This window comes from Candidatus Pseudomonas auctus, assembly GCF_048654275.1.
GTDB classification, from domain to species: Bacteria; Pseudomonadota; Gammaproteobacteria; order Pseudomonadales; family Pseudomonadaceae; genus Aquipseudomonas; species Aquipseudomonas pharyngis.
In genome coordinates, this window is sequence record NZ_JBJYZK010000004.1 from 395,130 (window position 1) to 414,607 (window position 19,478).

At 61.6% G+C, this 19,478-nt stretch carries 15 protein-coding genes; 12 read left to right on the plus strand and 3 right to left on the minus strand.

Translation table 11 applies throughout. The features are described 5' to 3' along the window. The first annotated feature begins 54 nt into the window (after positions 1–54). A complete protein-coding gene (locus ACKUG4_RS10765) occupies positions 55–1,527 on the plus strand; it encodes an ATP-binding protein (RefSeq protein ID WP_445433968.1) in 1,473 nt (490 codons plus the stop codon). On the opposite strand, the gene ACKUG4_RS10770 is transcribed toward ACKUG4_RS10765, so the two are convergent. After that, complete coding sequence (locus ACKUG4_RS10770; RefSeq protein ID WP_445433969.1) at positions 1,489–4,272, minus strand: ATP-binding protein; 2,784 nt, start codon at positions 4,270–4,272, stop codon at positions 1,489–1,491. The genes ACKUG4_RS10765 and ACKUG4_RS10770 overlap by 39 nt on opposite strands. A 333-nt stretch (positions 4,273–4,605) precedes the next feature. Here ACKUG4_RS10770 and ACKUG4_RS10775 point away from each other — a divergent pair, with 333 nt between their 5' ends. Further along, the gene (locus tag ACKUG4_RS10775) at positions 4,606–5,175 is read left to right on the plus strand and encodes a flavodoxin family protein (RefSeq protein ID WP_445433970.1); all 570 of its coding nucleotides are present in this window, start codon (positions 4,606–4,608) and stop codon (positions 5,173–5,175) included. 7 nt (positions 5,176–5,182) lie between these two features. On the opposite strand, the gene ACKUG4_RS10780 is transcribed toward ACKUG4_RS10775, so the two are convergent. Next, positions 5,183–5,584 (minus strand): helix-turn-helix domain-containing protein, encoded by a 402-nt coding sequence (locus tag ACKUG4_RS10780; RefSeq protein WP_064595111.1) that lies wholly within the window; start codon positions 5,582–5,584, stop codon positions 5,183–5,185. 248 nt (positions 5,585–5,832) lie between these two features. On the opposite strand from ACKUG4_RS10780, the gene ACKUG4_RS10785 reads away from it, so the two are divergent. The 10 genes from ACKUG4_RS10785 (at position 5,833) to ycaC (ending at position 17,715) form a co-directional block, all read left to right on the plus strand. Further along, complete coding sequence (locus ACKUG4_RS10785) at positions 5,833–6,816, plus strand: MBL fold metallo-hydrolase (protein WP_064595113.1); 984 nt, start codon at positions 5,833–5,835, stop codon at positions 6,814–6,816. Between the two features lie 45 nt (positions 6,817–6,861). Then, complete coding sequence (locus tag ACKUG4_RS10790; protein ID WP_011333412.1) at positions 6,862–7,785, plus strand: LysR family transcriptional regulator; 924 nt, start codon at positions 6,862–6,864, stop codon at positions 7,783–7,785. 349 nt (positions 7,786–8,134) lie between these two features. Further along, complete coding sequence (locus ACKUG4_RS10795; RefSeq protein ID WP_445433971.1) at positions 8,135–8,512, plus strand: DUF6124 family protein; 378 nt, start codon at positions 8,135–8,137, stop codon at positions 8,510–8,512. Positions 8,513–8,723: 211 nt separating this feature from the next. After that, the gene (locus ACKUG4_RS10800) at positions 8,724–12,815 is read left to right on the plus strand and encodes a hypothetical protein (protein ID WP_445433972.1); all 4,092 of its coding nucleotides are present in this window, start codon (positions 8,724–8,726) and stop codon (positions 12,813–12,815) included. A gap of 107 nt (positions 12,816–12,922) precedes the next feature. Beyond that, positions 12,923–13,369, plus strand: a complete 447-nt coding sequence (locus tag ACKUG4_RS10805; RefSeq protein WP_156669319.1) for a hypothetical protein — start codon at positions 12,923–12,925, stop codon at positions 13,367–13,369. Between the two features lie 218 nt (positions 13,370–13,587). Further along, entirely contained in the window at positions 13,588–13,959 is a 372-nt protein-coding gene (locus ACKUG4_RS10810) for a DUF6124 family protein (protein ID WP_445433973.1), read from the plus strand. A gap of 140 nt (positions 13,960–14,099) precedes the next feature. Next, positions 14,100–14,516 carry a DoxX family protein gene (locus ACKUG4_RS10815; RefSeq protein WP_074687718.1) on the plus strand — a complete coding sequence of 139 codons (417 nt, stop codon included), beginning with the start codon at positions 14,100–14,102 and terminating at the stop codon, positions 14,514–14,516. Continuing rightward, complete coding sequence (locus ACKUG4_RS10820; RefSeq protein WP_445433974.1) at positions 14,509–15,135, plus strand: antibiotic biosynthesis monooxygenase; 627 nt, start codon at positions 14,509–14,511, stop codon at positions 15,133–15,135. The genes ACKUG4_RS10815 and ACKUG4_RS10820 overlap by 8 nt, the downstream gene beginning before the upstream one ends. 45 nt (positions 15,136–15,180) lie before the next feature. Further along, the gene (locus ACKUG4_RS10825; protein ID WP_011333416.1) at positions 15,181–17,019 is read left to right on the plus strand and encodes an amidohydrolase; all 1,839 of its coding nucleotides are present in this window, start codon (positions 15,181–15,183) and stop codon (positions 17,017–17,019) included. A gap of 69 nt (positions 17,020–17,088) precedes the next feature. Continuing rightward, on the plus strand, positions 17,089–17,715 hold the full coding sequence (gene ycaC / locus ACKUG4_RS10830; RefSeq protein WP_039771508.1) for an isochorismate family cysteine hydrolase YcaC: 627 nt from the start codon (positions 17,089–17,091) through the stop codon (positions 17,713–17,715). A gap of 282 nt (positions 17,716–17,997) precedes the next feature. Here the strand turns inward: ycaC and ACKUG4_RS10835 are convergent, their stop codons facing one another. Beyond that, positions 17,998–19,425 carry a mechanosensitive ion channel domain-containing protein gene (locus ACKUG4_RS10835; protein WP_445433975.1) on the minus strand — a complete coding sequence of 476 codons (1,428 nt, stop codon included), beginning with the start codon at positions 19,423–19,425 and terminating at the stop codon, positions 17,998–18,000. Positions 19,426–19,478: the final 53 nt, after the last annotated feature.

Sequence of the window (19,478 nt, forward strand, 5' to 3'; positions counted from 1 at the left end):
GCTGGACCCCGCGTGGTGGTTGTACCGTCATCGAGGCCTGCGAAGATAACGGACATGAACAGCCTCGACGAATTGAACTCGGCGTCGGTCCTGCGTTTCGGGCCGTACGCGTTCCATTTGCGCCAACGGCTGATCCTCGAAGGGGATCGGCAATTGCGCATGGGCGGGCGTGCGCTGGACATTCTGCAAGTGCTGGTCGAGCGCGCCGGCCAGGTGGTCAGCAAAGAGCAATTGATCGCGCTGGTGTGGCCGACCTCGGTGGTCGAGGAGATCAACCTGCGGGTGCACATCGCCGCGCTGCGCCGGGCCCTTGGCGACGGCGAAAAAGGCCAGCGCTACATCGTCAATGTGCCGCAACGCGGGTACAGCTTCGTGGCACCGGTGCAGGGCGACAGCGCCGCCCACGTGGTGTTCGAAAACCTGCAAGCGCCCCAACACAATTTGCCCGCACGACTGACGCCGGTCACCGGGCGCGATTCACTGGTCGGCGGTCTGGTGCGGCAACTGCCGCTGTCCCGGCTCATGACGGTGACGGGGCCTGCCGGTGTCGGCAAAAGCAGCGTGGCACTGCGCGCAGCGGAGCTGTTGCTGCAACATTTTCGCGACGGTGTGTGGCAGGTGGATCTGTCGCTGGTCGGCGATGACATCCCGCTCCTCGATCACCTGCTCAAAACCCTCGACACTGATTTCCCCACATTGGCGGCGCGCCACGCCTTGCTGGTGCTGGACAATTGCGAACACCTGCACGCAGCCTGCCGGAACCTGTTGCAAATATTGCTCGACGCTGCGCCCCGTCTGTCGATTCTTGCCACCAGCCGAGAACCGTTGAACCTGGGTCTGGAAGTCCTCCAGCCACTGTCGCCCCTGACCCTTCCCAAAGCCTCGGCGCTCAACAGTGTCGATGAAGTCATGGGTTATTCGGCGGTGCAGCTGTTTGTCAGTCGCGCCCGCGCGCGTCAACACGGCTTCAGTCTGCGTGGACAGGATCTGGAAACGGTGCGCGATATCTGTCGGCGGCTCGATGGTCTGCCGCTGGCGATCGAACTGGCAGCGGCACAGATCGATGCCTTGGCGCTGGTCGGCCTTCAGACGCAACTGGATCAAGGCCTGCAAGTCCTGAGTCACGGTCGCCGCACCGCCGTGCCACGCCATCAGTCGATGAAAGCCGCGCTGGACTGGAGCTATCAGCGCTTGAGCGAGCAGGAACAACGCGTGCTGCAACGCTTGTCGGTGTTCAAGATGGCCTTCACTCTCGACGCCGCCATCGGCGTGATCAGTTGCGCGCAACTGCCACCCTCGACGCTGGTGGCCGTGGTTGAGCAGTTGGCGGTCAAATCGTTACTGACATCGGACCGATCCAGCGGAACGCTGCGCTATCGAATGCTCAACACCACGCGCCGCTATGCCCGCGAACAGCTGGAGCAGGGCGGCGAACTGAGTGATGTCGAGCGTCGGCACGCGCGCTACCTGGGCCGCACCCGGCCGGCCTCAAGCGGCCGACTGAGCGCGCAGTTCGTCGAGCAGTAGACGTACCTTGCGCAAGTCCGGGGTGGCATAACCTTCGGTAAAGCGCTGATAGATCGGTGTCAGCAATTGGAGCGCCTCGCGATAGCGCGACTGGTGCTGCCACAACCGAGCCAGCGACGTTGCGCTGCGCAATTCCCAGGCCAGCGCGCCTTGTGTCCGCGCAATCTCGAGCGATTGCTGCAAGGCGCTTTCGACCGTGTGATGACAGGGCGATTCAGCCGCCAGCAATCGCTCGGCCCGGGCCCGCAAGATCTCCGCAGTACTCCAGCCAGCCGCACCACTTTGTGCTCGTTCGAGCAACGCATCATCAACGAAACCCGGATCCAGCGTGACCATGATTTCCCTGACCAGACCGCTGTCGGCCGGCGGGATGGCGGCGGCTTTGTCAGCATCGATCACCTGCGCGTAGTGCCGCGCCCAGGTGTAGAACAGCAGCACCGAATGCTTCTGCGCCTGTTCGAGCAGCAGTTGCAGCAACGCGCGGGCGTTCTGAACGTCGCCGTTGTAATGGGCGATCAGGCACGAGGCGAGTGCCAGGGTGTAGCAGATCGAGGTGCCGTGGTTGATCTGCACCGCGATGTCCAGTGCCTGCTGCGCCGTGCGCCAGGCCTGCTCGGGAAAACCTTGCAACCACAACACCCGGGCGAGGACGGTCAGCGAGGCGACGCTCTGGTCGTATTGCACGCCGAAACCGTGAGTGAAACGGTTGAGATGGCCACTGTGGGCCATGCGTTGAATGACCTGTTCGGCATGGATTCGCGCCTGATGCTGATCGCCGGCGTAATGCAGCGCGAGCACCCGCAAGCGGTGGGTACTCAGGGACAGCTGCGCATCGCCGTGCACCCCGAGACTTTCAAACTGCTCGCTCTGCTCCAGCGCCATCTGGTAATGCCCGCAACTGAGATTGACCGCCATGTGCCCCGACACCGCGCGCAACTGGCCGGCCATGTCGTCGTGCCGTTGCGCCAATTGGCGAGCGCTGACGAAGGCTTCGATGGTTTCCGGGGTGCCGCCCCAGGTGTGATAGCAGGCGCTGCCGAGGGCCAGTTTCAAGGCGATTTCGAGTCGCGGGCAGGGCTCGTCGGATGACGCCAGCAACGCCAGTGCCCGGCGCACATGAACGCCGTACTCCTTGAGCAGGGACAGTTCCTGCCACAACGGTGCCGAGGTCGCCGTCAGGCTTACGCCGAGCGCGCGCGAGCCTTGGTCATTCAGCGTCCACTCAAGCGCCGCGCGCAGGTCTTCAAGGCCTCGGGCGTAACGCTCGATCCAGACGTCGGTCGCCGTGTTCTCCCAATCGGCCTGAGCCTGATGCATCAGCGCCAGGCTGCGTTCGGCATGGCGCTCGCGGGTTTCGCCGAGTTCGGCGGCCTGGTCGAGTTTTTCCAGCGCATAGCGGCGAGTCGTGTCGAGCAGGCGATAGAACACCTCTTCATCGCCGACTTCGACGTTGAGCAGCGACTTGGCGACCAGTTGCGTGATCGAGGCAAACACTTCGTTCGATTCGATGTGCTGACCGACGATAACCGCCGCCGCAGACTCCAGCGTGAATGCGCCACGGAACACGCCGAGTCGGCGCAGACCGGTCTGTTCGCAGGCATTGAGCAGATTGAAGCTCCAGTCCAGCGTAGCGCGCAGGGTTTCATGCCGACCGAGGCGAGTCTGGTTGCCAGCCGGCAAACGCCCCTGGAGCTGACTCAGCAAACCCTCCAGCCCAAGGCCTGCGACTTGTGCGGCTGCCAGTTCCAGTGCCAGCGGGATGCCGTCCAGCCGCCGACAGATTTCGATGATCAAGGGCAGGTCGGCTTTGCCCGGCTCAAAGTGTTCATGAGCCGCCATTGCCCGTTCGACGAACAGTTGCAGCGCAGAAAACCCCATCGCCTGATCGCGGTCGAGCACCGCAATCGGTGGCGGACAATCGAGGGATTCCAGACGTTGCACATACTCGCCTTCGGCACGCAGACTTTCGCGGCTGGTGGACAGAATATGTACCTGCGGCGCGCCACGCAGAATGCTTTCACTGAGCAGCGCGACGGCGTCGATCAAGTGCTCGCAGTTATCGATCACCAGCAGCATCTGCCGCTCGCGCAGGCTGTTGATCAGGCACGCCATCGGCTCGCTGTCATGCAGCGAAAAGTCCAGCAGGGCGGCGAGGTGCGAGCAGATCGAGCGGGGATCGTTGAGCGGTGCCAGATCCAGCAGCCGAATACCGTCGCGATAACGGCCGATCAACTGTTCGGCGACACGCAGGGCCACGGTGGTCTTGCCGATGCCGCCGGGGCCGACCAGGGTGATGCAGCGCTGGCGCGGCAGTTGCGTCATCAGGCTGTCGACCACCGACTGGCGCCCGATCATCCGCGTGCGCCGCAATGGCAGGTTATGTCGACCGAGGTGGGCGGCGGGGCGTTGTTCGATGGATTGCAGCACGACCGGCGCGACGAAACTGTAGCCACGCTGCGCCACGGTGACGATGTAGCGCTGCCCGGCCTGACCGTCACCGAGCGCCTTGCGCAGTGCGGCCATGTGCACCCGCAGGTTGATGTCTTCCACCACGCTGTCCGGCCAGACCCCGGCGATCAACTGCTGCTTGCTCACCACCTCGCCGGCGTTGGCCAGCAGGATCAGCAGAATGTCCATGGCGCGGCGGCCCAGGCGCAAAGGCTGGTCGCCTTCAAGCACCAGCCGCTGGCCGGGGTGGATCCGATAGGGGCCGAAACCGATGGCCTGATTCGGGGAAAGACTCAACCGCTCACTCCTTCGACGTTTTTTATGATCCTGGTCCGCCTCGGTGAAGAGTCCGTGACGGGCAGGGCGGATGGCGACTTGAGGGGCACGCAAGCCGTCTGATCCGCAGTATCCGGGCATATTCCTCAGGATTTGGCGCCAGCGCAACTTACGCGCAAGGCTTGGGCCTTCGCATCGCTCGGCATTCAGTACCGTCACCACTGTATTCAAGGGCCGGAACCCGTGGCGGTTTGCCCGACAGCCGGGAAAAATTAACAACGATTAACTCGTCCGCGCCCGCTTCAGAGCCAAAACTCCGGGGCAAAGGAATGCATACGTCCGGAGGACGCTGCGATGAGCAAGGTAGTGGTGGTCTATCACAGTGGCTACGGGCACACCCGCGTCATTGCGCAGGCAGTGGCCCAAGGTGTGGAACGCCATTTGGGCAGCACCTGCCTGTTGCTGGCCGTGGAAGACGTGGAAGCCCACTGGGATGACCTGCACCGCGCCGACGCCATCATTTTCGGCGCGCCGACCTACATGGGCAGCGCGTCGGCGGCGTTCAAGCAATTCATGGAGGCCACGGCCTCGTTCTATCTCGCCCGGCCATGGCGCGACAAACTCGCGGCAGGCTTCACCAATTCCGGCAGCCTGTGCGGCGACAAGCTCAATACCCTGCTGCAAATGGCAGTGTTTGCGGCCCAGCACTCGATGATCTGGGTCGGGCTCGATCTGCTGCCGGCCCGTGCGTGCGATGGTGTGTTCGACGGCCAGTTGAATCGCCTCGGCAGCTCCCTCGGTGCGATGTCCCAATCCAGTGTCGAACAACCGCCCGAGCAGGCCCCCCCGCTGGAAGATCAACAAACCGCCGCGCACCTGGGCGAGCGGGTGGCGCGACTGGCGCAGCGGATGGCTCGCGGATGAAACCGCTTCAGCGGTTTTTCATGACCTGACAACGCCACGCAAACGGATTGATCCCCTCGCTGCGGGTGAAGATATGGCAGAAGTGCGCCTGATCGCAGAAGCCGCATTCCAGGCTGATCTGCGTGAGGCTGTGGTTGGTCTGCTGGATCAACAGCTTGGCACGGGCAATGCGCTGGGTACGGATCCAGTCTTGCGGCGAGTACCCGGTGCTGCACTTGAACGCCCGGGAAAAATGACTGCGTGACAGTGAGCAGGCGCTGGCCAGCTCGGTGACTTCAAGGCTGTCGCCGAGGCGTTCGAGGATCAGTTGTTTCACCAGCCGCTCGCGCTGCGGGCTGAGGCCGCCGGTGCTGGTCTTGCGGGGTTCGCTGGCAGGGGCGCGGGCGACGGTTTGCTGTAAGTGAGCCATGGCCTAGGTCCGTGTCGGGGGGGAACGCACGGTCAGCGCTTTCCCTCAGGTCAAAAAAACAACGCTGCGCAGAGGGATTCATTGTTTGGTGAAGGGCGAGTGCTGACGAGTTAAACGTTGTTAATTCCGCTGTCGGCTGCAACTCAGCACACCGTTGCAAGTCGCCATGACGGGAACCGGGCAGGATGGCGAAGATTGGGGGCGGGCCATAAGGGGCCGCAGAATCGGGCTCGGGCGAGAGGATGCATATGAAAGGTTTGTTCAACGGCGTAATCGGCATGGCGGTGGTCGGTGTGATGTCCAGCGCCATGGCGCAGGCACCGCAGGTCGGCACGCAGGCGCCGGGTTATTTCCGGCTGGCGCTGGGCGATTACGAGGTGACGGCGCTGTTCGACGGCTACAACGATTTGTCGCCGAAGCTGTTGCAGGGCATGAGTCAGAGCCAGATTCGCGCGCTGCTGGCCCGTCGCTCGATTGAAACGCCGGGCGTGCAGACTGCGTTCAATGCGTTCCTGGTCAATACCGGCAAACAACTGATTCTGGTGGATACCGGCGCGGGCCAGTGCATCGGCGCCACTGCCGGCCAGCTCTCGGCGAACATGCAGGCAGCGGGTTACAAGCCTGAGCAGGTCGACGCGATTCTGCTGACGCACCTGCACCTGGATCACGTCTGTGGGCTGGTCGACGGCCAGCAACAACCGATTTTCGCCAATGCCACGGTCTACGCCGCCAAGGCCGAAGCCGATTACTGGCTCGATCCGCAGGCCGAGGCCAAGGCGCCGGCCGGTGCCCGGGAGTTCTTCAAGATCGCCCAGGACTCCACTGCGCCTTACGTGGCGGCCGGGCGCTTCAAGACGTTCGCAGAGGGCCAGTCGCCTTTGCCGGGTGTGGTCGAAGCGACACTGGAAGCCGGGCACACGCCGGGTAGTACCACCTACCGTTTCACTTCGCAGAACCAGAGCATCGTGTTCATGGGCGACCTGGTGCACAACCTGGCGGTGCAGTTTGATCATCCTGACGTGTCGATCCGCTTCGACGTCAACGGTCAGCAAGCGATCAAGAGTCGTAACGCCGTGTTCAGTGCAGCGGCGGCCAGCAAGACCTGGGTCACGGCTGCGCACTTGCCGTTCCCGGGCATCGGCCACATCACGGCAGTCGACAAGCACTTCCAGTGGGTACCGGTTGAATACGGCCCCTACAAACGCGCGGCCAAAGTGCCGCTGATCGAGTAAAGTGCGCAGCTCCCACGTCAGGCTCAAACAAGGAAAACGTGCCCCATGAACCGTAACGATCTGCGTCGCGTCGACATGAACCTGCTGGTGATTTTCGAAGCGCTGATGTTCGAAAAGAACCTGACCCGCGTCGCCGAAAAACTGTTCATGGGCCAACCTGCGGTGAGCGCGGCGCTGGGCCGCTTGCGCGATCTGTTCGATGATCCGCTGTTGCTGCGCAATGGTCGGGGCATGGAGCCGACGGCGCGGGCGCTGGCGATTCTCCAGGAACTGCAACCGGCGATGGACGTGATTTCCGGCGCGGTCAGCCGGGCCAAGGAATTCGATCCGGCGACCAGTTGTGACGTGTTTCGCATCGGCTTGTCGGACGATGCCGAATTCGGTCTGTTCCCGCCGCTGCTGCGCCAGTTGCAGGAAGAAGCGCCGGGGATTGTCGTGGTGGTTCGTCGCGCCAATTACCTGCTGATGCCGGGGTTGCTGGCATCGGGAGAAATTTCTGTCGGCGTGAGTTACACCACCGATCTGCCGGCCAACGCCAAGCGCAAGAAACTGCGCGACATTCCCTGCAAGGTCCTGCGTGGCGACAATCGTCCGGGCCCGCTGACTCTCGACGAATACTGCGAGCGGCCTCATGCGATGGTGTCGTTCTCCGGAGACCTGAGCGGCAACATCGACATGGACCTGGCCAAGGTCGGTCGCAGCCGCCGGGTGGTGCTCGGTGTGCCGCAGTTCAGCGGCTTGCGCGCGCTGCTGGCCGGCACCGAGATGATCGCCACCGTGCCGGATTACGCGGCGTGTGCATTGGTCGAAGGGTGTGCGTTGCGGGCTGAAGATCCGCCGTTTCCGATTGATGCGGCGCAACTGTCGATGGCGTGGAGCGGGGTGCATGACAACGATCCGGCGGAGAAATGGCTGCGTTCGCGGATCAGTCAGTTCATGTCGGTGACGCTGGATATTCCGGCGGTTTAGCGCGGTGTTGAAAGGTGTTTAGCGTTACTTCCGGTAAGCCACAACGCCTTGCGCCTTTGCCTACGTGTACGCCAGAATCCGCCGGCTTGTGCGCCTTGGGGGCGGATTCTATTGTTTGGCGGTCGCTGAAAAACAGCGATCGGGTTTAGCAGCCCGGATCTACTCTAGACGCACAATGCCGTTCGTTCGTGATCAGGCTCACGCCTGTCCGTTCACGTTATGGCGGCTTTGCGTGGGGCACTTCGGTGCGCCGGGTTCTAGAGTCCTGGTCTGCTAACCCGCGTACGGCCGCCACCTCTTTCGTTTAGCAGCGAAGCGTAGCGCCTCCACTACTCTAGAGGCTTTATCCATGATCAAACCCACGCCAAACCCGCCTGAAACCGACCCCACCTCGTCCTACGAAACACTCGACTCCAAGAAATTCCACGAAGCCGCCGAGCGCGCCCTCGATCACTATCTCAATCCGCTGCTCCCCCGCGAACCGCTGCTCAAACCCAACACCCGCTACCTCATCGCCCCCGGTATCGACAGCGAAGAACTGCTGGCCGACGCCTGCGAAACCCTGACCTCGGCCAAGGTCATGGCCAATGACTTCGCCGGGTTGGTGGACGGCCCGCAGCGGCATGTGCTGTTGGGGATTGCGCAGTTGATCATGCTGGGTGAACTGGCGGTGAATCGGGTGCTGGATAATCTGGAAGTGAAGGCTGAGACGTCCGCTGCGGCCTGATCGCCTGCTCACCTGATCGTTCCCATGCGCTGCGTGGGAATGCAGCCTGTGCCAACTTGCGGAGGGAGGGGCGGTCTGCCAACATCTATCGATTCCCTGTTTACCGCTCGTCTAAATCCCTCCTGTACCTGTCAGATCTGACAGTAGCCAAATTACCCGTTTGATCGCTCAATCACTCCACCGTCCATATCTTTCGGCAGGAGTTCCCGTCATGCTCGTCCAACCCAAAAAAGACACCGGCACCCTCGCCTTGCTCGACCCAGACATCCCCGGCGCCAAGCAGCTGCCGAGCGGAGAATGGGCCATCAACCGCGCCGCCGCACTGCTCAACTCTCCCACTCTGGGTCTCAAGGTGCAGATCCCGGTCTGGTCGAACAAAGATCTGGCCGACAAGGTCGAGCTGCTGCTCAACAACCTCCCGGTCGACCATCAAACCGTTACTCAGGATGCCGAAAAGACCCAGCGCACCACCCTGTTCGTCGCACCGGGTCGTTTTCAGAGCGGCACGTGGGATCTGGCCTATCGGGTGACGCGCTTCAGCCAGGCGCCAGAACTTTTTACGCCACCGCTCAAACTCTTGGTCAAACTGGAAATCCCCGCCGGCCAGGACACCGATCCCGGGCAGGGTCACTCCAACCTGCACATGGAGTTCAGGCCGTCGGAAATTGTCCAGGACGGTGTCGACAAGGACACCGCCGAAAAAGGCGTGGACGTTCTGGTCGTGGCCAAACCCGGCAGCGGCTCGAACCTGCCTTACCCCGACATCGCCGTGGGCGACGTGAGCTGGGTAAGCTGGGGCGGCAAAAAGGTGCCGTCGGATCCGGTCACCCAGGAGCAGATCGACGACCCGCTGAACAACCCTATCGAGGTCCACATCAGCAAGGACGTCATCCTTGCAGCCAGCGACTCAGGGAGCGAAGGGCTGGCGGTGTCGTTCTTCGTCAGAGACTTTGCAGACAACGACTCCGAGGACTGGTGCAAGGAAACGCGCATCGTCGTCGACACCGGCAACTCGCGGCTGGATGCGCCGATTCTTGAGCAGGCCGACGGGAACGAACTCGACGTCGATCAGTTGGATAAAGAGCCATTGTTGCTCCAGGTCTATGCAGCATCGTCCGTTGACTACAACCAGGGCGACACCATCATCATGCACATGCAGGGCACCACCCTCGACGGCGAAAGCATCCAGGTCGATGCCCGCCAGACCATCAACAAAACACCACCGCTGGTGGTCGAGGTGCTGATGGACAACGACGGTGCCCGGGCATTGGCAAAAACCCAGGGGGTGTTTTTCTTCGACCTGGAACGGGACGGCAGCATTATTCAGCGCTCCAGAGGCCGCTTCATCAATATCATCGGCGAGCCCAAACGCCTGGCAGCGCCCAAAGTCGAAAGTGAGGTGGGAGGAGCGCTGAATCCAGACTTGCCGAACGTGATCGTCCGCATCCCCTACGATCCGCTGATCACCCCGGACAACGCCATTGAAATTCACTGGAGCATTGCCCTTGCGGATGGCACCGTTTTCGAGCCCGAGCTGGACTGGATCTCTCCGACCCAACAGGAGGCCGATGACCCCGAGGGCTTCATCGTCCCCATTTCAGGCCCCAAGTACCTGAAACCCGGCGAAGGCGGCACCCTGGTGGTGTCGTACGACGTGCTCAGCGAAGGCGAGAACGACGAGATCGTGCGCAGGCCTTCTCCGCCAGCCTCGCCGTTGAACATCGGCGAGCCGTGGCTTGAGCTGGTTCCGGCCATCCTGCTCGGTGAAAAGGACGGTACGTTTGAACCCGAGGATTTGCCCAACGGCATCAGCAAAGTCACCTGCCCCAACCCCGTGAACAATCCGACCCTGCCCAAGGATGTGGTGCACTGGCAATTGTATGATGCCCAGGACAAGTTGCTGTTCAAGGACGACAAGACCCTCAACTCAATGAGTGCCGGCAAAGACGTGACATTCCTGCTCGATGCGGCGTTTGTACAGCAGCATTTTGAAGCCCATCGCGGTGAACAGTTGAGGGTCCGCTATCACATCGTTCGGAATGCGACGGGCAAGCCCAGTTATTCGAATCCGTTGGAGTTCAGTGTTGGCGTGAAACTCGACCTGAAGCCCCCGAAGATCAAGGAGGCCCCCGATGACACTCGCCTGGACCCGATCGCTGCCAAGGACGAGTTGACCGCCGTCGTGGACTACGTCGTCATGGCGCTCGATGATGAAATCATTGTCACCTGGAGCGGAGCTGCGGAGACGCCGCCAGGCGGTTCACACACCGCGCCCAAAAAAACCGTCACCGTGCTCGGTCCGCAGGAGATTCCACTGGCCAACAGTGTGGTGGCCTTCAACCTGAACAAGTCGGTGAGCGTGAGCTACACGGTCAAGCGCGGCAGGCAGGACCCGCAACCGTCAGAGATTCGTTCGCTGACGGTGCTGGCGATCAACCACCAGGATGACCGTCTGCCGATGCCGACCATCGACGGCGCCCCGGATGACATCCTGGATGTGCATGCGCTGCCGAACGGCGCGCGCACCCGCATCCCGCGCTGGCCGCTGATCGCTCTGGGCCAGAAGCTTTGGCTGGTTTACGAGGGCATCAACGCGGTCGACGGCAGCCGTTACACGAAAAGAACCTACGATGCCACACCACTGCCAGCGGATGGCTTGCCCAACGGCATGCTCCCACACGCCCCTGTGGCAGATCTGCAGAATCTGCGTCACGGATCGACCCTGAGCATCCACTTTGATGTCACCTTCGACGGCAGCACCGAGCACGCCCGCGTGGTGAACTTCCCGGTGCGCACCTACACCATCAAAGCCATCGAGGACAGCAAACCGGCGATCACCTCGGTCAAGGGCTCGCCCAGCGGGGACGAGATTCCGCCGGACGGACTCACCGTGGAAACGGCCGTGACCCTGACGGGCACGGCCAGCAAGGGTCAGAAAGTGCAGATTCTGGATGGCAACACCGATAAAGGCGAAGCAACCGCAGACCCTGTCACCGGGATCTGGAGCAAAACGGTCTCCGGTCTGGGCATAACACTGCACAGCTTCACGGCCAAGGCGTTGTATGGTTCGGGGCAGGTCTCGGATCCGCGGACCTTCACCGTGACCGCTGCCACTGCGCCAACCATCACCTCGGCTAAAGGCTCACCCAGCGGAAACGACATTCCTCCCGGCGGGACCACCTTGGAAACGGCGGTTACTCTGTCGGGCGTTGCCGCCAAAGGTCAGAAGGTCGATGTGCTGCTGGGCAGCGTGTCCCAAGGTCAGCCCGTGGCCGATCCGGGCACCGGCATCTGGACCCTGCTGGTGACCGGCCTGTTGCCCGGGCCACACCGTTTTACCGCCAAGGCCCGGTACGGGAACAACCCGGTGTCCGACGAACGGGCCTTATACGTATATGGTTTGGTCGCAAGCATCCCTGTCGGCCCTCTTATGCGAGACTTCGCACTCAGTCCAGACGGCAGCTATGTGTACGCCTGTCATAGCAGTGAGGGTGCGATCTCGATCATCGATGCACTCAATCTGCGTGTCATCAAGAAAATTCAGGAGCCCAGAGCAAGTCCGTGGTCTATTGCTGTCAGCCGTGATGGCGCGCGCGTTGTGACCGTCAATCGAAACCCTACGTCTCTTTCGATAATCGATCCTAGGATTCAAGAGATCACCCGCTACATAACGCTTCAAGGGTTTGAGGGCAATGATATTGACCTCTCCTTGGACGGAAATCGCGCTTATGTAGCGCTTTCCGCGGTTACTTACGAAGGTGGCGTCGCGATCGTGGATCTAGTCAATCAGACAACCAACTACGTCAGACTCACGAGCGGACGGGCTGAAAGACTCGCACTGACTCCCGATGGGGCCCGTGCCTTTATCAATAACGCCGATGGCGGCGGTCATACTGTCTTCAACACCCAAAGCAACACAGTTATCAAAATACTGACACTTGAGCAGGGGGGCGGCAGAGGGAAGGTCGCCGTGACCCCCAACGGCGCTTATGCACTTGTGTGTACATTCGGCGGTGACGTGGCGCTCATTGACACTGTGAGTCTGACCGTGAGGGGAAGCATTCGTGTCGGAAAATTCGGGCTTGACTCGGGACACATCGCTGTTCGTTCGGACAGCACTCGTGCGTTCGTGACGCACGACCAAGCGGTCTCGATCATCGATATATCAGCTCTGAGAGTGCTGCACACTATCTACTTCGACGGCATGACCTCCGCCATTGCGCTCAGCAACGACGGGAATCGTCTTTACGTCGGCAACGACACCAAAAGAACGATCATGGTAGTGGACGTGGGATCGTACTAGTAAAGCAAAAATGGGCCTTTACCGCGCCGATGCATCGACTTCGCGACATGTAGCTATGAGTCCGAAGGCGAAGCCTTGCGTCCGATCATTACTCAAGTGTGCGCTTCGTGCCGATCACCGACCTGACTCATCCGATCCGCCTGTTCGTCGGCCCCGAACTGATCACCCAGCCCGGCGGCGGCCCGCTGGTGGTCCGCTACGAGATCCGCGACACGGTCAACAACTGGTCGCTGTATTCGCTCTCGGCGCAGACCGACCTGGAGGACGCGGACAACGCCTTCCTCGCCCCGCAGGTGCTCGATGCCCTGGGCGACGAAGACCTGGCCGAGAAAAGGGGACGCATTTATTTAACACCCCCCAACCCTGAAAACTCGCGCTTCCATTCAACCGGGAGCGCGGGTTTTGTCATTTCGATTCAAGCCAACGTGCTTGTTGAAGTGTGTTTAAGGTTATGTCCGCAAAGCCACGCAACCTTGCGCCTTTGCCTACGCATCCGCCAGAATCCGCCGGCTTGTGCGCCTTGGGGGCGGGTTCTATTGTTTGCCGGTCGCTGACGAATCAGCGATCGGGTTTCGCAGCCCGGATTAATCAAGGCGCCCATCGCGTCATTTCCGTTCAGCAGTGGTTGCTGGTCGCGTAATGGCGGTTGTGCGCGGGATACCTTCGGGTATGCCGGGTTCCTTGATTCCCGGTCTGCGAACCCGCGTACAGCTGCCACCTCCCTTCGTTTCGCAGCGAACCGTGGCAGCTCCATCAATCAGGGAGTTTTACCATGATCAAACCAACACCCAATCCACCCGAAACCGACCCCACCTCGCCCTACGAAACCCTCGATTCCAAGAAATTCCACGAAGCCGCCGAGCGCGCCCTCGATCACTACCTCAATCCGCTGCTCCCCCGAAAACCGCTGCTCAAACCCAACACCCGCTACCTCATCGCCCCCGGTATCGACAGCGAAGAACTGCTGGCCGATGCCTGCGAAACCCTGACCTCGGCCAAGGTCATGGCTAATGACTTCGCCGGGCTGGTGGACGGCCCGCAGCGGCATGTGCTGTTGGGGATTGCGCAGTTGATCATGCTGGGTGAACTGGCGGTGAATCGGGTGCTGGATAATCTGGAGTTGAAGACTGAGGCGCCGCTGTAATCTGCTCAGTTCCACTGATCGTTCCCACGCAGAGCGTGGGAACGACCGAAGGTGCTCTCAAAAAAGAGAGCACACCCATCCAATTTCCCCCCGATCAATCGTTGCACCATGGCCTGCAATGATTGATCAAGGGTGGGGCCATGAACGCTGTACAACGCAATGACCAGGCGCAAGATCTCGGCCTGCTGTTCCTGCGGGTCGCCGGCGGACTGTTTCTGCTGTTCGTCCACGGCTTGCCCAAGCTGCTGGACTTCACCGCGCAGCTGCAACTGATCGAAGACCCGTTCCACCTCGGTGCCCACCTCACTTTGATTCTGGCGATCTTCGCCGAAGTCCTCTGTCCGCTGCTGATCGTCGCCGGGGTGCTGGCGCGTCTGGCGTGCTTGCCTATTCTCTTTGTGCTGCTGGTGGCGCTGCTGCTTGTGCATCCGCAATGGAGTGTGGCCGAAGGGCAGTTCGGCTGGTTGCTGTTGATCCTCTTCACCACTGTTCTGATCGCCGGGCCCGGACGGCTGGCGCTCAATGTTCGTTTGCCCGGAGTACTCCGTTATGCCTGATGCCCAGACCCTGAAAAAACCGGGACCCGAAGAAACCGTGACGCTGATCGTCAAGCACCGGGTCAAGGCCGGTTTTGAGCAGCCTTACGAAGCCTGGCTGCGCAACATCGTCAGCGTGGCGGGGCGCGAAGAAGGGCACTTGGGCGTGGACGTGATGCGCAGCCAGCAGGGCGGGCTCGCACTGTTCACCTGCGTGCTGCGTTATTGCTCGACCGAGGCGATGCAGCGCTGGCTGGACTCACCGCAGCGTCAGAAACTGATCGACGAAGCCGCTCCGATGCTCGCCGACGGCGACCAGATCGAAGTCAATGCGGCCAACGAATTCTGGTTCACGCCGCTGGCCGAGGCCGGCTCACCGCCACCGCGCTGGAAGCAGGCTGTAGTGACGCTGCTGGTGATCCTGCCGCACACCTTGCTGGTGCCGCTGATCTGGGGGCCGCTGCTGCAACTCAATGCCTTTCTCTCCAACTACGTGGTCGCCACGTTCCTGATCACCCTGACCATCGTGGTGTCGGTGGTCTACGTGTTCATGCCGCCGGTGACCCGTCTGTTCGCGCCGTGGCTGGAAGCCGGACAGTCACACAAACACCTCGAATCCAATGCCAACCCGCCGCGCTGAAGCGCTGGGTCCGGGCTCCGTTTCACTTATCTCGAAGGAACTGCGATGAACGCCGATCTGATTCTGTTCAATGGCCAATTTCATACGGTAGACCGCGAAAAACCCCTCGCCAGTGCCGTGGCGATCAAGGACGGTCGTTTCGTCGCCGTCGGTAACGATGCCGAGGCGATGGCCCTCAAGGGCGCCGGCACTCAAGTGGTCGACCTCAAGGGCCGCTGCGTGATTCCCGGCCTCAACGACTCGCACCTGCACCTGATCCGTGGCGGTCTGAACTACAACCTCGAACTGCGCTGGGAAGGCGTGCCGTCGCTGGCCGATGCGCTGCGCATGCTCAAGGATCAGGCCGACCGCACGCCGACCCCGCAATGGGTGCGCGTGGTCGGCGGCTGGAACGAATTCCAGTTCGCCGAAAAACGCATGCCGACCCTCGAAGAAATCAACCAGGCCGCGCCGGACACCCCGGTGTTCATCCTGCACTTGTATGACCGTGCGTTGCTCAACCGCGCTGCGTTGCGCGTTGCCGGTTACACCCGCGACACGCCGAACCCGCCGGGCGGCGAGATCGTGCGCGATGCCAACGGCAACCCGACCGGCATGCTGGTGGCGCGGCCGAACGCGATGATTCTGTACTCGACGCTGGCCAAGGGGCCGAAGCTGCCGCTGGAGTATCAGGTCAACTCGACCCGCCAATTCATGCGCGAACTCAATCGCCTCGGCCTGACCAGCGCCATTGATGCCGGCGGCGGTTTCCAGAACTACCCGGACGATTATCAGGTGATCGAACAACTGGCCAAAGACGACCAGCTGACCGTGCGCATCGCCTACAACCTGTTCACCCAGAAGCCGAAAGAAGAGCTGACCGACTTCCAGAACTGGACCGGCAGCGTCAAGTTGCATCAGGGCGATGACTTCCTGCGCCACAACGGCGCCGGGGAAATGCTGGTGTTCTCGGCAGCCGACTTCGAAGACTTCCTCGAACCGCGCCCGGACCTGCCGCAGACCATGGAACAGGAATTGGAGCCGGTGGTGCGCCACCTGGTCGAACAGCGTTGGCCGTTCCGTCTGCACGCCACCTACAACGAATCGATCAGCCGCATGCTGGATGTGTTCGAGAAGGTCAACCGCGACATTCCGTTCAACGGTCTGCCGTGGTTCTTCGACCACGCCGAAACCATCACCCCGCAGAACATCGAGCGGGTGAGGGCACTGGGCGGCGGCATCGCGATTCAGGATCGTATGGCGTTCCAGGGCGAATACTTCGTTGACCGTTACGGCAAACAAGCCGCCGAAGCCACCCCACCGATCAAACGCATGCTCGCCGAAGGCGTACCGGTCGGCGCGGGCACCGATGCCACCCGGGTGTCGAGCTACAACCCGTGGACTTCGCTGTACTGGATGGTCAGCGGTCGCACCGTTGGCGGTCTGGCGCTGTACGAAGAAGGGTTGCCACGCAGCACCGCGCTGGAACTGTTCACCCATGGCAGCGCCTGGTTCTCGTCCGAGCAGGGCAAGAAAGGCCAGATCAAGGTCGGGCAACTGGCGGACCTGGCAGCGCTGAGCGCGGACTTCTTCAGTGTCGAAGAAGAAGCGATCAAGTGGATCGAGTCGGTCATGACGGTGGTTGGCGGCAAGATCGTGTACGCCGCCGGCGACTTCGAAGACCTCGGCCCACGTTCGCTGCCGGTGCTGCCGGACTGGTCGCCGGTGGTGAAAGTCCCGGGCCACTGGCGCCCGAATTCGCCATTGCAGGCCCAGGTGCACCAGTGCAGCGGCCCGTGCGCAGTGCATACCCACAGCCATGAAAAAGCGCGGATGTCGAATGCGCCGGTCAGCGATTTCGCCGGTTTCTGGGGCGCGTTCGGCTGCTCCTGCTTCGCGTTCTGATCCTTTTGAAAAAGCGCCGCTCTGTGTGAGCGGCGCTCCCCGCAACAACCATCCATCGAGGAGTTTCACATGAGCAACGTTCCTTACAGCCGCCTGAACAAAGACGATGCCGTTGTACTGTTGGTCGACCACCAGACCGGTCTGATCTCGCTGGTACAGGATTTCTCGCCGAACGAGTTCAAGAACAACGTGCTGGCACTGGGCGACATCGCCAAGTTCTTCAACCTGCCAACCATCCTCACCACCAGCTTCGATTCCGGCCCGAACGGCCCGATCGTGCCTGAGCTGAAAGAGCAATTCCCGGACGCACCGTTCATTGCCCGCCCTGGCCAGATCAACGCCTGGGACAACGAAGACTTCGTCAAGGCGATCAAGGCTACTGGCCGCAAGCAACTGATCATCGCCGGTGTGGTGACTGACGTGTGCGTGGCGTTCCCGACCCTGTCGGCCATCGCTGAAGGTTTTGAAGTGTTTGTGGTGACTGACGCTTCCGGCACTTTCAACACCACCGTGCAGCAGGCTGCCTGGGCGCGCATGTCGGCGGCGGGTGCGCACCTGCTGAACTGGTTCGCTGTGGCTTGTGAGCTGCAAGTCGACTGGCGCAATGACATGGAAGGCCTGGCGAATCTGCTGTCGCAGCGTCTGCCTAACTATCGCAACCTGATCAACAGCTACACCAAGTTCACTGCCCAGTGATTGGTTGAAAAAAAATGCCCGCTGAAGAGCGGGCATTTTTTTTGCGGTGTTGGTGAGTGTGTATTTTCACTTCGAAAACCAACCCTCACCCCAGCCCTCTCCCGGAGGAAGAGGGGGCCAACCGAGGTGTTCTTTCGAGGTACATCGACCTGAAAAATCGAGTGGAACTCAGGACCTGAACTTCATGGAGATCGGCTCCCTTTCCCCCTCGCCCCCCTGGGGGAGAGGGCTGGGGTGAGGGGGTAGATCTTGAAGGTGGCAACGATTCTGAACCCGCAAACATCACCGCTTCTGCAACCACCCCAAAAACCCACCCTTGCGAACCGGCACAGGCTTGGCCATCAACGCCAGCCGACTGTTTTGCTGCCGCACCGCCTGCAACTTGTTCAACGCCCGACCCACTTCACTGCGCTGCTCCATGCACTGGCGGGTCAGGTTCTTGTCGAGACGATAAATGATCGAAGAGGTCAGCGCGGTAAACGTCGCCTGCGAAGGCGTATCCGCCAGAATGCTCTGCTCACCCATGACCTCGCTCGGCCCCATGCGCCCGGCCTCGGTGAAGGCGTTGCCGTCCGGCACGCTGGCGCTGACCACGCCGGTGGCGATGACGAACAGGCTGTCCGGGACTTCCTCCAGATTGAGCACTACCTGCCCGGCGCTGTACTGCTGCGCGACCATCGATTCGGCGAGGCGATCGCGTTCCTCATGGCTCAGCGAGCGGAAGATCTTCACTTCATCGAGCAAGGCGCGGGCGCGGGTCGAAGGTTCGATCACGCCATCCGGGTGCCGCGAGATGCCGGCGGCTTCGAGGTGGCGGTGGGCGAGGTCGAACAATTGATTGCGCACGTCGCTTTTCTTGCCCAGTTCGGCGATGAAACCGCTGGCCACGTATTCCGACATTTCTTCGCCGGCCTCTTTCAGTACGGCTTTCGGCGCAGGCGACAGCAACAGACTGCTGCTGCCTTGCAGCGTGCGGTCGAGGGCGTCGAGCACCCGGCGCGGGCGAATGTGGTTCGGCACCTTGATGCTGATCGACACGCCGTGCAGGTTGTTCGGCCGGCTGAGGTTGACGATCTTGGCCTTGGCCGCCACCGAGTTCGGCACCACGGCCAGAGTGCCGCTGCTGGACAGCAGGTGCGTGGCGCGCCAGTTGATGTCGAGCACCTTGCCCTCGACGCCGTCGATGACCACCAGATCATCCACCTGATACGGCTTGGTGGTGTTGAGCACGATGCCGGAAAACACATCGGCCAAGGTGCTTTGCAGCGCCAGACCGATGACGATCGCCACCACGCCCGAGGTCGCGAGCAGGCCTTTGACCGGCAGATCCAGCACATAACCGGCCGCCGCGACGATGGCCGCCAGAAACACCAGCGCCCCGATCACGTCCTGCAGCAACCGGCCGCTGTGACCGATGCGGCGCATCAGGATCAGACCGATGACTTCGGTCAGCACCCGCGCGGCGTACAGCCACCAGAGAATCCCCAGCGCCGTCGCCCCGAGTTGCGCCACCGGGTCATCGGCAAACAATGGTGCCTGCAACGGGCTGACGCCGGCGTTGATGGCCAGCGCGCTGAATGCCAGAAACAGCACCAGCCGCACACCGACCCGCGGGGCACGGTGTTTGAACGGCGCCAGATGCCAGAGCAAGGCGTCGAGCGCCAGCAGCAGGGCGCTCCAGGACAGCAGATGGGCAGAAAAAAGGCTCATGAGTCGAACTCCGGCGGGCACAAAAGAAAACGCCACACCCGAAGGTGTGGCGA

Coding starts and splice junctions, on each gene's coding strand:
- ACKUG4_RS10765 (WP_445433968.1), top strand. CDS start 55: ATGAACAGCCTCGACGAATTGAACTCGGCGTCGGTCCTGCGTTTCGGG.
- ACKUG4_RS10775 (WP_445433970.1), top strand. CDS start 4,606: ATGAGCAAGGTAGTGGTGGTCTATCACAGTGGCTACGGGCACACCCGC.
- ACKUG4_RS10780 (WP_064595111.1), bottom strand. CDS start 5,584: ATGGCTCACTTACAGCAAACCGTCGCCCGCGCCCCTGCCAGCGAACCC.
- ACKUG4_RS10785 (WP_064595113.1), top strand. CDS start 5,833: ATGAAAGGTTTGTTCAACGGCGTAATCGGCATGGCGGTGGTCGGTGTG.
- ACKUG4_RS10790 (WP_011333412.1), top strand. CDS start 6,862: ATGAACCGTAACGATCTGCGTCGCGTCGACATGAACCTGCTGGTGATT.
- ACKUG4_RS10795 (WP_445433971.1), top strand. CDS start 8,135: ATGATCAAACCCACGCCAAACCCGCCTGAAACCGACCCCACCTCGTCC.
- ACKUG4_RS10800 (WP_445433972.1), top strand. CDS start 8,724: ATGCTCGTCCAACCCAAAAAAGACACCGGCACCCTCGCCTTGCTCGAC.
- ACKUG4_RS10810 (WP_445433973.1), top strand. CDS start 13,588: ATGATCAAACCAACACCCAATCCACCCGAAACCGACCCCACCTCGCCC.
- ACKUG4_RS10815 (WP_074687718.1), top strand. CDS start 14,100: ATGAACGCTGTACAACGCAATGACCAGGCGCAAGATCTCGGCCTGCTG.
- ACKUG4_RS10820 (WP_445433974.1), top strand. CDS start 14,509: ATGCCTGATGCCCAGACCCTGAAAAAACCGGGACCCGAAGAAACCGTG.
- ACKUG4_RS10825 (WP_011333416.1), top strand. CDS start 15,181: ATGAACGCCGATCTGATTCTGTTCAATGGCCAATTTCATACGGTAGAC.
- ycaC (WP_039771508.1), top strand. CDS start 17,089: ATGAGCAACGTTCCTTACAGCCGCCTGAACAAAGACGATGCCGTTGTA.
- ACKUG4_RS10835 (WP_445433975.1), bottom strand. CDS start 19,425: ATGAGCCTTTTTTCTGCCCATCTGCTGTCCTGGAGCGCCCTGCTGCTG.